At 42.4% G+C, this 16,290-nt stretch carries 13 protein-coding genes; 6 read left to right on the top strand and 7 right to left on the bottom strand.

The features are described 5' to 3' along the window. Positions 1–454: 454 nt before the first annotated feature. Both VER99_RS22045 and VER99_RS22040 read right to left on the bottom strand, forming a co-directional pair. Positions 455–2,224 carry a solute:sodium symporter family transporter gene (locus tag VER99_RS22045; RefSeq protein WP_020335962.1) on the bottom strand — a complete coding sequence of 590 codons (1,770 nt, stop codon included), beginning with the start codon at positions 2,222–2,224 and terminating at the stop codon, positions 455–457. 115 nt (positions 2,225–2,339) lie between these two features. Further along, on the bottom strand, positions 2,340–4,442 hold the full coding sequence (locus tag VER99_RS22040; RefSeq protein WP_020335963.1) for an alpha-galactosidase: 2,103 nt from the start codon (positions 4,440–4,442) through the stop codon (positions 2,340–2,342). Between the two features lie 249 nt (positions 4,443–4,691). On the opposite strand from VER99_RS22040, the gene VER99_RS22035 reads away from it, so the two are divergent. Beyond that, positions 4,692–5,771, top strand: a complete 1,080-nt coding sequence (locus VER99_RS22035) for a LacI family DNA-binding transcriptional regulator (RefSeq protein ID WP_024372981.1) — start codon at positions 4,692–4,694, stop codon at positions 5,769–5,771. 201 nt (positions 5,772–5,972) lie between these two features. On the opposite strand, the gene VER99_RS22030 is transcribed toward VER99_RS22035, so the two are convergent. After that, a complete protein-coding gene (locus tag VER99_RS22030; protein ID WP_020335965.1) occupies positions 5,973–6,569 on the bottom strand; it encodes a tyrosine-type recombinase/integrase in 597 nt (198 codons plus the stop codon). Positions 6,570–6,846: 277 nt separating this feature from the next. Here VER99_RS22030 and VER99_RS22025 point away from each other — a divergent pair, with 277 nt between their 5' ends. Further along, on the top strand, positions 6,847–7,338 hold the full coding sequence (locus tag VER99_RS22025) for a VOC family protein (protein ID WP_020335966.1): 492 nt from the start codon (positions 6,847–6,849) through the stop codon (positions 7,336–7,338). 114 nt (positions 7,339–7,452) lie between these two features. Here the strand turns inward: VER99_RS22025 and VER99_RS22020 are convergent, their stop codons facing one another. Both VER99_RS22020 and VER99_RS22015 read right to left on the bottom strand, forming a co-directional pair. Beyond that, positions 7,453–8,391, bottom strand: coding sequence for a LysR family transcriptional regulator (locus tag VER99_RS22020; protein WP_020335967.1), 939 nt, complete (start codon positions 8,389–8,391; stop codon positions 7,453–7,455). A 281-nt stretch (positions 8,392–8,672) separates the two neighbouring features. Beyond that, the gene (locus tag VER99_RS22015; protein WP_024372979.1) at positions 8,673–9,152 is read right to left on the bottom strand and encodes a GNAT family N-acetyltransferase; all 480 of its coding nucleotides are present in this window, start codon (positions 9,150–9,152) and stop codon (positions 8,673–8,675) included. Between the two features lie 98 nt (positions 9,153–9,250). On the opposite strand from VER99_RS22015, the gene VER99_RS22010 reads away from it, so the two are divergent. Then, the gene (locus VER99_RS22010) at positions 9,251–10,165 is read left to right on the top strand and encodes a LysR family transcriptional regulator (protein ID WP_020335969.1); all 915 of its coding nucleotides are present in this window, start codon (positions 9,251–9,253) and stop codon (positions 10,163–10,165) included. A gap of 550 nt (positions 10,166–10,715) precedes the next feature. Here VER99_RS22010 and VER99_RS22005 read toward each other — a convergent pair. Next, positions 10,716–11,777 carry an alpha/beta hydrolase fold domain-containing protein gene (locus VER99_RS22005; protein WP_020335970.1) on the bottom strand — a complete coding sequence of 354 codons (1,062 nt, stop codon included), beginning with the start codon at positions 11,775–11,777 and terminating at the stop codon, positions 10,716–10,718. Positions 11,778–11,930: 153 nt separating this feature from the next. On the opposite strand from VER99_RS22005, the gene VER99_RS22000 reads away from it, so the two are divergent. From VER99_RS22000 to VER99_RS21990, 3 genes are all read left to right on the top strand, one after another. Then, a complete protein-coding gene (locus tag VER99_RS22000) occupies positions 11,931–12,893 on the top strand; it encodes a LysR family transcriptional regulator (RefSeq protein WP_020335971.1) in 963 nt (320 codons plus the stop codon). A gap of 7 nt (positions 12,894–12,900) precedes the next feature. Further along, positions 12,901–13,830, top strand: a complete 930-nt coding sequence (locus VER99_RS21995) for a LysR family transcriptional regulator (protein ID WP_020335973.1) — start codon at positions 12,901–12,903, stop codon at positions 13,828–13,830. Positions 13,831–13,959: 129 nt separating this feature from the next. After that, complete coding sequence (locus VER99_RS21990) at positions 13,960–14,913, top strand: DUF2860 family protein (RefSeq protein ID WP_020335974.1); 954 nt, start codon at positions 13,960–13,962, stop codon at positions 14,911–14,913. A gap of 558 nt (positions 14,914–15,471) precedes the next feature. On the opposite strand, the gene VER99_RS21985 is transcribed toward VER99_RS21990, so the two are convergent. Beyond that, positions 15,472–15,951 carry a YehS family protein gene (locus VER99_RS21985; protein ID WP_020335975.1) on the bottom strand — a complete coding sequence of 160 codons (480 nt, stop codon included), beginning with the start codon at positions 15,949–15,951 and terminating at the stop codon, positions 15,472–15,474. Between the last annotated feature and the right edge of the window lie 339 nt (positions 15,952–16,290).

The raw sequence follows: 16,290 nt of genomic DNA, 5'->3' as shown, positions 1-16,290 counted from the left end.
CAGTGATGTATTGAGGGTCCAAATCCGCTGTTTTTACACTCCTACCGGGAAGCACCTGCAGAAGAATTGAACCATATTGTGCGTGAATCAGTACGTCGTAGCTTAAGTTTTCCAATTCATTACTTTTTGTATAACAACGCTAGCGGTTCATCTTAGTTCGCACATCGAGACATAACACGTGTTGGGACAAAAATGAGTCAGTGGTTATTCTAAATTAGCAAAATACGGATTACTAAAGGTATTGCAAAATCTTGCATCTAATGCCCAGCGTTGATGGATATGATCTTTAGCATAAGATACATTTCAACTGATTTTGAAAAGCGTGTTTTGATTCTTAAATAACCCCAAATTAGACTAAAACAACTCTGCCATAAATGACTTAATAAAAAGAGCAGTGTTGTTTAAGAGCTAAACTCTACTCTTTTATTACATAATTAATCTTTACTTACCTACATTAAACTTGCGTCGGGTCTAATTGCGCCAATTTAGCTTGCTTCTTTCTGATGCGAGCAAAAATTCCGCCCAGAATGACAATGCCACATAATGCGTACGTCACCATAAACGACGTATCTCCGGCTACCAACCCAAGGTCAGAGAACGTAATGTACGCACCAAGCACCATGTATAGAATGACCGCAGAAGCTTCGAAGCGGAATTCCCAAGGCTTAATATCCATAGCTTCATTCACTGGCAGAACGTAGTCAGTGTCACGTGGACGTACTTTACCAATGATGTACATAATCACACAGCAGATAACAAACAATACCGCTAACTGATGGAAGAAGTGTAACTCTGCCAATGGCTTTAGTGGACCAAGATAACCGTGCATTGTTGCCGGAGTAAACTGGACAATACCGTAAGTCCCGACAAACACTGCAAGAGAAACTTTGGCCGCGATTGCCGGCACACGCTTAGTGATGTACCCCATGAACACAATAGTGAAAATTGGCACACTGAACAGGCCGGCTAGACGTTGCAACAGATCGAACAGACCGTTTGGCGCAAACATAATAAACGGCGCAATACCAACCGATAAGATTGCAATGAACAGACCAAATACCCGGCCTTTATTTACTAACTGTTCGTCAGAAAGCTTGTTCTCTTTATCAAACAGCGGCTTGTAAACATTCAGCGTAAATAATGTTGTAGATGAGTTCAGTACTCCGTTAAAGGTAGACAAGATGGCACCAAACATTGCCGCCAGGAAAAAGCCAACAAGTGGTTTAGGTAGCACCTCGTTAACTAAGCGTGTATACATCGTATCTGCTTCGTAACTCTGACCCGCTGCGTCCGCAGTACCAAACATATGGAATGCAATGATACCTGGAATGATTAAGAATAAAGGTGTAACGACTTTGATTGCACCCGCAAGGATCACACCTTTTTGGCCTTCTTTAAGGTTCTTCGCCCCAAGCGCACGTTGAATGATAGCTTGGTCAGTTCCCCAGTAGTATAGGTTGACGAGAAGTAAACCAGTGAACATGGTTGAGAATGGTACGTTTGGATCATCTTCAGCACCAACTGCCTGGAGCTTGTCTGTCGCGTTAGTTGTGATAACTTCCAATCCTTCCATAAAACTGCCGCCACCAAGCACGATCAGTCCAAAGATTGGGATCATCAAGCCACCTACAATTAGACCCACGCCGTTTAATGTGTCTGCAATTACTACTGCTTTTAGACCACCGTAGATTGCATAGAACAAACCCAGCACACCGATAATAGATGCAATGAGAAGGATAGCCTGGAAGCGATTGATGCCTAACATTGTTTCAACATCGAAGATACCGCCAATAACCATTGCCCCAGCGTAAAGGGTATTTGGTAGTAGATTGATAATGTAGCTTAATAGGAATAGCACCGTCACAAACTGCTTTACAGAAAGGTCATAACGAGACTCCAGAAAATCAGGAATCGTCGTGATGCCTTGTTTCAGGTAGCGTGGTACAAGGAACAGAGCGATGATGATTAGTGTAATACCAGACGCTACTTCGTAGCCCATCACAGACATATTTCCTTTGAACGACAAGGCGCTCATCCCTACAAAACTCGTTGCAGAAAGGTTTGTCAGAATCAGGGAGCTCGCGATAAGCCCACCCGTTAAGCTCCGTCCTCCAAGGAAAAAGCCGTCTTTTGAGTCATTCTTCTGATTCTTCACACGTGACCAGGTGTAAAACACCACAAAGCCTGTGAAGAAAAAGAACGACAGTAGGATTGTCATTGGCATAATGTTGTCCTTAATCTATTCGGATTTTAAATGTTATTGCTTCGCAGGGCAAAGGTGCAGGTTAGCCAGTAACAGCCCCCTTGCCCGATAGTTTTTAAGTTTTACTGTTCACTTGTTATATTTTTTGTAAATGAACAATCAGTGCAGATTCAGGGTCTAAAATTGGCAGGTTCAAACCAATTTCTTTCAAGTTATCGCCACCTAGCGTTAGAGTTTTGTCCAACCATTTAGGACGTTGCTTCATTAATTGGAAACTGGTTTGGGGCATCTCAACCAGCTTGACGAGATACTTTGCATTCACATCTGAGCAGCTGATACGAAGAGGAGAAGGCAGTGCGTGATCTGGCATTGCCAACTGACAAACCGTGATGAGCATTTCGTTTTCATTCTCGACCCCATAGATGTTCTGATTCTTATCCGCGGGATCGATTCGGAAGCTACGGCCACTGTGAAGAAGATGACGGTACTCCTTGTGAAGAGCGATATACCGTGAAAAGGCTTCTTTTTCGGCTTTCGGCTCTTTTACTGGATCGAGTTCTACGCCCATATGGCCACTCAAAGCCGTTACACCGCGCATATTGATAGCGTGACGTCGATTTGTTGAATGGCACTCAGCTGGGCCAATGTGCGCTCCCATTACTTCTGGCGGGAAGAAGTAGCCCATGCCCTTCTGAATAGCTTGACGCTCCAGCGCATCATTACAATCTGATGCCCAAAATCGCTGTGTGCGCTTGAGGATTTCAAAGTCAATACGACCACCACCAGATGAACAAGACTCAATCTCTACTTCCGGATGAGCCTTATTAAGCTCATCTACTAAACGGTACAGAGCTTGAGTCTGACCATGTACCGCAGGACGACCTTGATGACCCGGCTGCACAAGTTCACGGTTCATATCCCACTTCAGGTAAGTAATGTTGTATCGGGTGAGAAGATCATTAAGACGCTCAAACAGGTAGTTAAAGCAATCTTCATTTTGTAGATCCAAAACATACTGCCAGCGGCCAGATGGCTGATGATAACCTTGAAGACCGAGCACCCAATCTGGGTGATTACGGTAAAGGTTAGAATCTTCGCTGACCATTTCTGGCTCAACCCACAGCCCAAATTCCATACCTTGTTGGTTAACATGCTCAATAACAGGCTCTAGACCATTTGGATATTTTCGCTCGTCTAAGTACCAATCCCCCAGAGCAGCACGCTCGCCATCACGCCCAACAAACCAACCGTCGTCAATGATGAAACGTTCAACACCCATTTCAGCCGCTTCCGTTGCCATTTGCATGATGTACTCTGGCTTGTGGTCAAAGTAGATGCCTTCCCAGGTGTTCAGATGAACTGGGCGTGGTTTATTTAATGGAAACTTAACAATGTTGTTACGGACAAATTGCTGAAAACGTTGTGATATTCCATTCAAACCGGAATTACTGTAACAACCATACAGCCAAGGCGTTTGATACTCGTTACCCGTTTCAAGAATTGATTCTCCAGAGAGTAGAAGCTCGCCCGCTTGAACAAAACGGCGACCATCACTACGCACGTCTGCTCGCATTTGGTGATTACCACTCCAGGCAAGGTGGAATCCCCACACCTGACCAACCTGCTCACTAAATCCATTCGTACCGACAAATAACCCGGGAAAATTCTCATGAGATGTACGTCCACGACGGTTTTCTTGCATGAATCCACCGTGTTCAAAACGCTGACGCTGTGTTTGAAACTCATGACACCAACGGCCATGGAGGGTCATTAACTCATTGGCATGATTTGGTAACGGTAATGTTGAAGATAACTTCCCAAGATAGTATTTGCTGTCGCCGATGTTTTTCACTGTTACGCGTTTTTGGACAACATCCGTGTCGTAATCTAGCTTCAATTCAACGATAAGTTCCAACTTAGCAACATCATCACTCATCATGAATGTCACTTGGTTGTCTTTTACTAGCGTCGAAGTGAGTCTGAATACCGGAGCCCAGTCATAGCCATCACGATGTCCTTCAATCCCGGGCGCATTAAAGTGACCGCTACCCAATTCAGGACATAGCGACAACGGCACATCCACATCTAAACGTGCTTGTGAGATTGGACGTTCAGTCGCAAGCAGGAGATCTTCATCAATCTGTGCAATCTTTGCTCCCCAGTGAAGGAGCTCGGGAGCTCTGTCTGTTTTAATGATTAAACTGTGTTTCTTACTTTGCAGATGTACAAAATTATTCATAGCAAACCCAATATTGTTTTCGTAAACATTAGTTGATTCTTATCTTGCTCTATAAGTATAAATTTAGTAGAAAAATGGCACGTAAATGTGATCAAAATACGGATTTAATGTACTAAAACATGCTTCAGATCTACTGTTTTCGGAAACAAAATTAAATGTTTTCGGAAACAAATTTTGAATGATCGCACAGATATTCAGCGATAAGTTCATTATGATATTGTGATTGGTTCTGAATGACTGGATATGACTGTGAATGTAACTTTTAAAGATGTCGCCAAACTTGCGGGCGTATCAACTCAAACCGTTTCTCGTGTGACCAACGGATCTGATAATGTCGCAGAAAAAACACGAGCAAGAGTAAACCAAGCGATTAAACAACTCGGCTACGTACCGAACAAGGGTGCGCAAATGTTAAGCCGTGCAAAGTCAACCAATATTGGACTTATAACGCTTGATATGGCGCTCCATGGTGCTGCACTTATTGCTAATGGTGTAAGAAGAAAAGCCAACGAGTTAAGTCTCGGGACGGCATTTTCTGTTGTTGCAGGACCTGGACTGAATCATGTCCAAGCGTCAATGCGTGAGCTTATCGCTCAGCAGGTTGATTGCGTCATTCTTAATGTTCCACTGACAGCTGAAGAAGCAGAACACCTAGACGAGCAATTTCCGAGCTTACACTTAATATTTATTGACGTACCGGAAGGTACCTCGGTTCATTATGTCCACTGCGAGCACCGGCACGGATCAGCAGAAGTTGTAAAACATTTAGTTGAAGGTGGACGCGAACAATTCTTACTCATTTCCGGACCTCCGGAATCTAGCGCATCAAATATCAGGCTGAATACTTGGCTGCATGAAATAAATGCCGCAAACAAAGTAGTAAGTTATCAGTATCAAGGTGACTGGATGGCGAGCAGCGGTTATTTAGCGGTAAAAGAGGGAGTCGCCAAACAAGTTGCGTTTGATGCAGTGATAGTTGCAAGTGACCAGATGGCCCTAGGCGCATTACGAGCACTTGATGAATTACAGATAGATGTTCCTGACCAAGTGGCTGTTGTTGGATTTGATGGAATTACTGATAGTGCTTATTTTACTCCTCCCCTTACTACCGTGAAGCAGGACTTTACCGCAATTGGCAAACAAGCCGTCATTGAGGCTATCAACCTAAAAGATCAACATTCTCCTAATAATCAGCGATTAAGGCAGATAAATATCCCTGTTGAGCTTATCGTTCGTCGTAGTAGTACTGAGAGTAAAAGAATGGATCAAAATAACAAGCTAAAAATCAAACAACTACTAAGAAAAGTCGAATCATTGCTTGATGATTAGAATAACGTGAAAGGCTGCCTAGATCGCAATAAGCGTATATTCTTAATATATAGGATCGACAACAGTTAAGCCCAATAATAGATCACCTTAATGAGAAAATTTATTGCGAAAAAGCATTAACGCATGATGAGTGAGTATTTACTCTAAGTAACAATGGGGCACAGGCTTTTCAGAAGAAAAGCCTGTAACAGCTCCTGTCTGTCAGCAGTCTGTTTTCTCAGACAACCTCAGAGCGTCTTCTAGCTCAACGCCAAGGTATCGAATTGTGTTATCTAGCTTCGAATGTCCAAGTAAGATCTGTACGGCCCTGATGTTTTTCGTTCTGGCATAGATTAAAGTGGCTTTGGTGCGGCGCATGGAATGAGTGCCGTAATAGCCAGCAGTCAATCCCAGTTTTGCAGCCCAGTTCCTTATAATCGAACGATAAAATGAGTAGCTAATGGGCTGCCCTTTACGGCGACAACTTGGAAACAAAAAGCTACTTGCTTCTAGGGATGCGGAGTAGATCCAGCGACTGATACTTTGCTGTGTTCGAGGAGTGATTTCATAGTGTACATCAGTGCCCGTTTTTTGCTGGATGCATTGAACCCTTTCGTAAATCACTCCTTGCGATGAAACATCGTATACGTGCAGTTTTAGTAAATCACTCGCTCTCAACTTACTATCAATGGCTAGGTTTAGCAGAGCAAGCTGCATCAGGTCGTTCTCAAGCTCAAGCCTGGTCCTGATTCGCCAGATTTCTTCAAGCTTAAATGGCCTTTTTATACCGTTACATTTTCCGGAAGATAACTTTCTCATGTTGACCTCCTCATAGGCGCTATTGGTCAACATAAAGTCTGGCTATCAACTACAACTGTTGCAGTTTGGATCGCAGTCCGGCGGGATGTATGAAATACCCCTGGTCATTTTCGTGCAAGCCTAGATCGCGCTGAGGTCGTATATGTAACACCTTACCTTGTTATAATACAAAATTATTATTTTAATAAATAATGATAATTTTATATTAAAAAATGTCGCCATATACTCAGTTCTATCAAAACGATAGTTACAAAATGAAAGGTATTGGGAGCAAATTATGAAAATGAATCACGTAGGTATCATGGTTGGTGATATGGACAAAGCGGTTGAGTTCTATACTAAAGCGCTAGGTCTTCGCATTGTAATGAACAACACTAAAGTGATTGAAGAACGAGAGTCTGCGATTGGGCGCATGTGTATTGCTGTTTTTGGTGATGGCTTCAAAGGCTTCAACATTGCACACCTAGTAACAACAGATGGTATCGGTGTTGAACTGTTTGAGATGAAAGATCGTCAAGAACGTCTTGAAGTAGACTTCTCTCGCCTAGGTATCTTCCACTTCTGCTTACAGCTACCAAAAGAACAGTTTGATACCGCAATCAAGCGTGTTGAAGAGTATGGCGGTAAAGTTCGTATGGACATCATGCGTTACCATCCAGAAGACGAGCTAAAACAAGCACAAATGGTTTACCTAGAAGACCCGTTTGGCAACCTGTTTGAGTTCTACTCACACTCTTACGAAGACACTTACGCTTCAGACTATGAATAAGTAAAAACGTAAAGCAAAAGGTTGGCTCTGACGCCAACTTTTTTGTATTCATTCCTAGGTCAGATATAAGGCCAAAAAAGCTAATCTCTTCTGAATAATTGCTCTTAACTCTCATCAAACTATTTCAAAAGAGTTCTCGATAACTTTAATGATCTGCTCATAACGCCTAGCAAGTGGTGAATTAAGTTTGCTAATCAAGTAAACAGGCTCTTGTATATCAGCGGTAATATCGAATATTTTTAGCTGTTCTTTGTCTGCGAACAGATTGACGCACCATCGAGGCACCACCGTAAAACCGATCCCCTTAGCAATAGGAACCAATATTTGATGCACTTGGTTAATGTAGCTTTGTGTCGAAACATCCTCTAAATCGACCAAACGAAGCAAATCATTATTCGCTTGATCAACATAAGTTTGGAAATAGTGAGCCAAATCTGGATGACGAACTACTCCCAACTCCATTAACATTTCATTTATCGGCAAGCTTTCGTCTGCGGAAAGCGGCAGCACAAGAGCAAGGTACTCCGCACCAACAATACGGCTCGCGAAATATTTAGGGTTAGGCTCTTTTGTCACTAGACCTATATCCAATTTTCCCTGCAGTATCTGCTCAAATATACGTTGGTTTGGTGTTGCTTCTAACTCAATGGATAAGTCTGGATAACTCGCTTGCAAAGAAAGTAATTCTGAATAAATCAACCAAGCGAAAGTTCCCGAACAGCCAATAGTACAGCGGCCTCGGAAAGGTTCATCGTGTGCCAAGTTCTGTAATAACTCAAACTCTTCTTCAAAGTGTTTGACAGCATAATCGTAAACTTTACGCCCATAGATGGTTAACTCAAACTTCTTGTTAAATCTCTTTATCAGAGGATAACCGCATGCAGCTTCTAATTTAGTTATGTGCTGGCTTACCCCTGGTTGCGTCATGTGGAGTAACTCGGCCGTTTTGGTGAAGTGCCCAACATCGACCAATGTTTTAAAAGTGTTAAGCCAAATAGGATTGAGCATAATTAGAAACCAATAATTATTAATAAATACATTTTCAATAATCATTAATTATACTGAAAACCACTCTTTGTGTCCCTATGCTCAGACAGAACCACAGATTCATGACGAACTTCAACCAGAGAGAGTCAAATAGGTTAATGACAGATTGAGAAGTTAGATTGCAAGATAGTTCATAACTTTAGAAATGCTGGCTTTTAGACTTCTTCGGATTACTTTAGGCAATACGAATACGCATTACCTGCGTAACTTGGAGTTTCAACACTAAACCACAATGGGGCATTTTCACGTTACCCTACTCTTTTTAACACTGTTATCTAAACATAAGCTCACGACTCTAAAGCAAAATTATGCAGGGCTTCTCCGGTTAAGCGATATATTCGCCACTCAGATTGCTCCTCCGCTCCAATGTGATGGTAGAAATCTATAGCCGGTTGATTCCAGTGTAAAACTGACCATTCAAAGCGCCCACACCCTTTTTCAATGGCTTCATTCGCGAGTGTTTTCATTAGCAATTTCCCCGCCCCTGATGAACGGAAAGACGGCGTAACGTACAAGTCTTCGAGATAAAGACCATTTTTTCCCAGCCATGTGGAATAATTGAAAAAATATACGGCGTAGCCTATCGGGCAGCTATCAACCTCACAAATAATTGCCTTGGCCGTAGAATCTTCATTAAACAGGCTTGAAACAATATCTTCTTCACTTGCATTCACACAATGTAGTGCTTCTTCATATTCAGCTAACTCCCGAATAAATTTCAAAATAACACTGGCATCGGTAGAATTTGCTGGTCTGATTTTCATCATGTTTTTGGCCCTTATGTACTGTAATGGTCGCAGTATACCGACTGAGTTGATATGATTTAAGTGCATTGTTTGCATTGTTAATCTGTATAGTATTCATAATGAAATTTGAAAATATCGACCTGAACTTAATGAAGGTCTTCTACTACATCTACAAAACACAATCTGTTCACCAAGCGGCTGAAAAACTTAACCTCAGCCAATCTGCATGTAGCCACAGCCTTTCTCGATTGCGGGAACGTCTCAATGACGAACTTTTTATTCGAATTAGCGGCAGAATGATACCAACCCAACAAGCAGAATTGCTCGCCGAATCCGTCCTTCCCGCCATTGACTTATTGTACTCAGGGCTTAAAAGTGCTACTCCTTTTGATCCTAGTGTAGGTAAGCACCATTTTGTCATTTCCGGATATGACTTTAGTGCTTGGTGTCTAATGCCGAAGTTAACGGGTCATCTCGCCAAGTATTTTCCTAATATCACGGTACGATTTGTACAAAGTGGAGAGCAAATACCAGCCAAGCAACTTGAGTCAGGCGAAATTGATATCTCGCTGGGTTTTGATCATGAAACTGAGCAATCAAGTCATATAGGGAACGAAATCTGGGTATGCGGAAAATACAGTATTGCGATGGACAACCAACATGAAGCACTGAAAAACAATGTATCGCTGGGGCTAGAGGCGTTTCTGGAATATCCACATGTGCTCGTTACGCCCTGGAACGAACAAAGAGGCATTGTTGACTGTACTCTTGGTAAGTTAAACAAGAAAAGAAATGTCGCTATTACATTACCCAGTGTTCTTAGTGCTCCTTACTTACTCAAAAATACAGATTATTTTCTTGCGATTCCCGAAATATACATAGAAACCTTAGCGGATACTTTGCAATTAGCCTATGTCGATCCCCCATTCCCAATACCGGATTACCAAATAAAACTCTATTGGCACAAGGTCAGGGAGAAAGAGCCTAAAGTACACTGGCTGATTAACTTATTACTTAGCCTATCTTGTGAATGATGCTCTCGTACATCTCCAGCCAGTCATATGAAAACTGAAACCCATTATGATGAGAAAAACTAATCCAATAATCAGTGTAAAAAACCGACGATGACTTATCACCTAAAAAAGTTGGGGCAGAAATGTTTCAGCCCGATCAAGCTGAAACAAAGATGGACATAAGCTTCTTAGGTTTTTTACTCTAATTTCTAGTGCTCGGATTAATAAAAATATGGCGTACACGCACTGTCATATTACATCTTCCTTTATAGCCTCCAGATCGTCAGATGAGTAACGTTTGTTGCTTAATAATCGCCAGCATCAGAAAGAATAAGTACTATGAAGAATGCCGTTACGCTTGAGCAAAAATAGCGCAATACGCTGCATTTAGTTCGTTTGTTTTGACTGTGTAGCATCATCACCCTCATCTCATATCCCTCAATCAATACCCTTTCGGTTTGCAACTAAAAATCGGACCACATAAGTGGCCCGATTTGGTATGGGTAGTGGCAACGCCAGAACTGAACCTATTGCTTTGGCAGTGTGAACTGCTAATCTACTTAGCGTGACATTACTTCACCAAGTTCCCGTAAAAGAAGTTACTCAGTGCCTGATAATGCTCTTCAGATTCAGGGGTACCAAAAGCTACAGCGTAATCGGCATGAGATTGACCTTCATAGACATTAAGTTCCGCGTCAACCCCTGCACGCTTAAGTTCGCGATGCACTCGTACAGTATCACTCAATAACAGGTCACGCGTGCCAGTGATCAAATAAGTTGGCGGAAAGTTCTCAAAGCTGCCGTTAATTGGCGATACAATAGGATCTGTTAGTTCTAGCTCACCCACATAGACATTGACTAACGCAGAAGACATACCACGCCAACTACCTAATATGTGGTCTAGTCCTTCATTGACATAACGGCTGTCTCCAGTCATGGTCATATCCACACCCGGCGTTCCAACATAAAGCGCGCTTGGCACGGGTAAAGCCTGTTTATTGAGCTCCTGTGTCACCGCAAGCGTTAGAGCACCGCCAGCAGAAGTCCCCCCCATGACCATAGAATCTGCAGAGCGCGTTTTTAGAAGCGCATTCCACACCTTAACAATATCATTACGGCTTGCTGGTGCGGGTGCATCTATCGATTTGGTGTAGTCGATCGCTAGTGCTGGAATTTGCATCTTAGAAGCAATGATAGAGGCTTCTGATGTTGATGCTAGACCACTATTCAACATATACGCACCACCCTGAACCGCGACATAGAGCTTGTCTTTTAGCTCTGGCGTAATCGCCTTTGGCGTGACCCAATATACATCAACGCCACCAATAGAGTCTTTTTCAATGGTTACCCCTAGCGTCTTAGCTAGCGATTCTGCTCGTTCGATGGCTGGTGTGTCACGTGCATCAACGAAAGCACGCCACTCGCTTTCTGTTTTGGGTAAGTTTTTCTGCAGAGCCTCTACATTAGCTGCCGGAAAGTTTTTCGAAAACTCATAAAACTCAGGACTAACTGCCGTGGTTAGAGGTACAGGCTGTGCTGAGAGAGGTAGCGCATCTTTATCGGTGTTAGCCATGACGCCAGTGCTTAAAAAACTTGTTGCGATAAAAGTAAGGAAGAGATTACGTGATTTCATTTTTTCACCTATACAGTTTGATGTAAAAGCACTCCTTGCTTCGATGGCATTAAGATAAACAAACTGATTGATGATATGTATGAATTAGAGAAATTCATTTTTGCAAGCTAGGTGCACTAAAGTGATCATCAACGTCTCACAGCAACATGTTATTTGCTAGGATTAAGCAAAGGACTACAGGGAGAGTTAGCTATTAACATCAGAGAATTAGACCTAAATTTGCTGCGAGTATTGCGTGCAATAGTTGAAACTAAAAACTCACACGCTGCGGCGCAAAAATTGGGGATTTCACAAACCAGTGTCAGTCGCGCGATAGCCAAACTCAAAGAGAGTTTCGGTGAACAGCTTTTTATTCGCAAAGCTCACGGGATCGAACCATCAGAATTGGCAATGATGTTGGCTGATGCTTCTGTAGATATGCTACACCCAATCGAAAAAGTCATTGAGGACTACTCTGCTTTTGACCCAAAGAAGTACTCTGGCAAGGTCAACATATTGGTCAACACCTTTTTACTCGAGTTCTTTGGTCCGCGTCTAATACTTGCTCTACGCTACGCCTTACCCAGTGCCAGTTTCAATATCTCACAATGGCAAAAAGATTCTCTCTATGATGTATTGCAAGGCGGCGTTGACTACGTGATTCAATTTGAGTCTTACTCAATGCCCCAAGATATGTTCTGTCGAAATCTAGCCAAAATCGAGAATGTCTTACTGGCGAGAAAGAACCACCCTTCTCTATCCAAAAGCAGTGATTGGGATACGATTCATCGATTACCCATAGTTCGACTGTATCTCGATGGTATTAACCCAAGAAAAGGGATTCTTGAGCAATTGTATGAAAAACAAGGCTATCAAGCGAACTTCTTATTGACCACTCATAGCGTCAGAACAGCGGTTGAATTGGTCAAAAACAGCGATGCCATTCTCTATTCGAGCCGATTCGTTTGCCAGATAGCCCCTGAACTTGAATGCTATCCACTACCGCCATCAATCCAGCGACACAATGTCCTCGATATTGGTGGTTCCTACCTACAAACACGACGTGGAAGCCCATTTAGTCAGTATCTGCATCAAACGATTCAAACCTTTTTTAATCAAACTTTGTCAACTCAGTGAAGCTAGCATGAAAAATAGACTGCAGGATCTCGACTTAAACTTATTAAAACTCTTAAAAGCGGTGGTAGAAACACGCAACACACATGCAGCTGCAGACAGATTAGGTATCTCGCAAACCAGTGTTAGCCGTGGACTTGCAAAGCTTCGAGACGTATTTGGTGAACAACTGTTTATTCGTAAAGCGCACGGGGTTGAACCCTCTGAGCTGGCTGAAAAGTTAGCCGAGGCGAGTGACTTAATGTTAACGCCGCTCATGAAAGTCGTAGAGTCTTACCAAAATTTCGACCCAATAGCATTTAATGGCCAGGTCAAAATTGCCATGAACATTTTCTTCTTGGAGCTACACGGGGAGGGAATTTTTGACACGCTACGCCGTGAGTTTCCAAATGCCAATTTCAGTCTAGTTTACTGGCAAGAGCATTCTCTGGCGGAAGTGTTGAACGGCGGCATTGACTATTTGATCCACTTCGAAGGTTATCCCCTACCACAAGAGATTTATAACCATACGTTACAAGAGGTCGAGCTTTGTCTCATTGCTCGTAAAAACCATCCAGTATTGAACCAAACCTCTGACTGGGCATCTATCCATCACTTGCCGATTGCGCGAGTTATCATTGACGGTATTAACTCTAAACGCGCTCCTGTTGAAGAAGTTTATCTCGCCAAAGGTTTTCAACCCCGAGTGTCATTGGTTACCCACAGTATTCGAGTTCTAACCAACAAATTAAGCACGTCAGATGCGATTATGTACGGGAGTCGTTACATGAGCTTGCTTGATGATCGTCTGGCAAGTTACCCACTGCCAGAGCTACCAACACAGATGCAGAAAATTAAGGTTTGCGGTGGCTATCTTCAGTCAAAGCGGGGGTATCCGCTTAACCAACATCTTCACCAAATCATCCAAAGTTACTTTAATAGCTTGGAGATCCCCCAATAATGAATCAGATATAGCAAAAATGCATTTCTCTAATTCATATCAAGGGTGAATAACTCGATATAAGCTTCTCACCAACTTAAGGATTTGTCGCAAATGGAAAGGCTTAACTTATGTTGATGAGAACAACCAATGAACAAAATAGTACTTTCTGTATTCGCTCTACTACCAGTTTCTATCGCTTCAGCTAATGCGTTTGATACTTCACGCTTCTCTGGTGAGGTGTCTTTGAACTCTGGCTTTAGCAGAACTAACTCTAACTTAGATACCATTAGTTCGGCGCAAATAAATCACCTAGGTAAAGGCGATAGTTCTAATCAGAATTTTGTCGCGCCCCTAGGTAGCCTTTACTACGCGCTAAACGAAAACAACAACCAACGAGTCTACCTAGGTACTTCGCGTGATGATTTGGCCGTTGGTACACTTGCATTTGAACTTGGTTATCAATATGACTACCACAATGGCACCAGACTCGACATCGGCTATCTTCCTACCGTTGTCGCCGATGAAGTGTGGGCAAACCCATATCTAACTGGACAAGAAAGAGAAACCACCGATCGCCAAGGCAACGCATATCGATTGAAACTCTCGAATCTGTGGAACAGCGGAGTGTCATTTGACATGGCATATGCGACTGCTGAGATTGACAATGAAGGTATTAATCACGCGGAGTTATTACGAGATAGTGAAACCTATTACCTTAAAGGTCAGTACCGCACAATGCTTAACACCAACTCAGGCTACATAACAGCTTTTAGCTACACTGACCATGACGCTGATGGCAGCGCTGCATCGTTTAATGCCTATAAGGGGGAACTAAGTTATTTCTACCTAACAAGCAACTATCAGCTAGTGCTAACAGGAAGCTATACACTAAGAGACTTTTCGGCGGAAAATCCGATCTTCTCTAAGACTCGAAGCGATGATGTGTATCGACTATTTCTCGCTTACGAGTATAACAATATCCCAGGTTGGGATAACTGGAGTGTCACCTCATTTGTTGGCGGTACAATCAATGATTCAAACATCGACTTCTATAGTAGCGATAGCTTGCTGATGTCTGTTGGTATGAATTACAAGTTCTAATATTTCTTATGTTAGGGCCTATCACTCTTATGGGGCCAAAGAGCAATCCTCTAAACGAAGAATAATACACTCGCAATAAGGAGCCACATGCGAATTCGTCACTTCATTGTATGATTTAGTATTCTCGTATTGTTGAGTGGTTGTGGCTCACTAATCAGCTTAAAGTCAGAGCGCGAGAAAACAGACAGTATCAGGAGTGAATAGCCAGCAGTATAATAGCCACTTTTAGCATTACCAAAAGTATGTAAATACTCTATATACGTGGCCAGTTTTAGTTAATCACTACAAGATGTTTGGAACATCTTGACCAGAATAGTGGCCCCTAACTGGCTTAAGGTTTTAGCTTGGGTTTATCTTGGTAGGGTCGGGCGGTGTGTGTCTTGATTCTAAAAGCCGACCAGATTTCAGCGTGGTTTGATAGGTATCTACTGAAGAAAGACAAAGAGTAGACGTGATTGTGAAGCTCTAATATCGGTCTTTAGCATGATAAAAGCGAGTAGCCAAATAAAATGGTTCTCGCTTTTTTAATCAATTACCACGTTCGATTCGAGATAAAAATTACCCAGTAAACTCTTCAGAATCGGGACGATTGGTAAACTGCACACCATTTAAGAAGTCGCACAGCAGTTGGTCTTCACACTGTTTGTAGTTTTTGTTGTTTGGCTTGCGGAAATACGCACCAATTTCGTATTTACTTAAACTAATACCAACAACTTCTAATACGTCCAACACATCTTCTGCTTTCATGTCTAGCGCAATGCGCAGCTTCATGAGAATCATGTTGTTGGTCAACGTGGCTTCTGGTTTAGGTTGCTCGCCGTCTTTTTTTCCTCGCTTGAGGCTAATAAAGCCATTTAAGAATACCGCTAACTCTTGATCCTTCATCTTAACGCAAGATTTGTCGCTTTCATCTTTTAACCAGTTTGCCACTTTATCGTGAGCCACAGTGACTTCGGCCTGCCCGAAAGCTTTCATTATCTGCGCGTTTTTAAGGTTTAACGCGTGTTGGATACGACGTAAAATTTCGTTGTTAGTCACTAGGGATTCCTAAAATGAGTTCTAAGGGTGAATAAAAATCCATCAATGACATGCGATCTGTGGGTGTCTTTATTCAATAGCGTAGTTGACGGTGACTCTAACAGAGAACACGTTTCTTCGGTAGGTTAAAAAATAGAAATAAGACGGCCTATTCGAACTAGTCGGCTAAGTTGGTAAGACCCCACCTTCATTGACACTATGCTGATTAGAAGAAGTAGGTCAAACCACCTCACTGTTATTTGTGAGGTAGAAGGTTACTGGCAAGGAATGGGGCATCTCTGAGTTAGGGGTTATCCATAATTCAGGTAGAATTGATTACTTTTTGTATCAATAAACCTC

Origin of the sequence: Vibrio natriegens NBRC 15636 = ATCC 14048 = DSM 759, from assembly GCF_035621455.1 — a bacterium.
In the GTDB taxonomy this organism is placed as follows: domain Bacteria; phylum Pseudomonadota; class Gammaproteobacteria; order Enterobacterales; family Vibrionaceae; genus Vibrio; species Vibrio natriegens.
The sequence above is the reverse complement of the archived record's forward strand: the minus strand, read 5'-3'. Positions and strand labels throughout refer to the sequence as shown.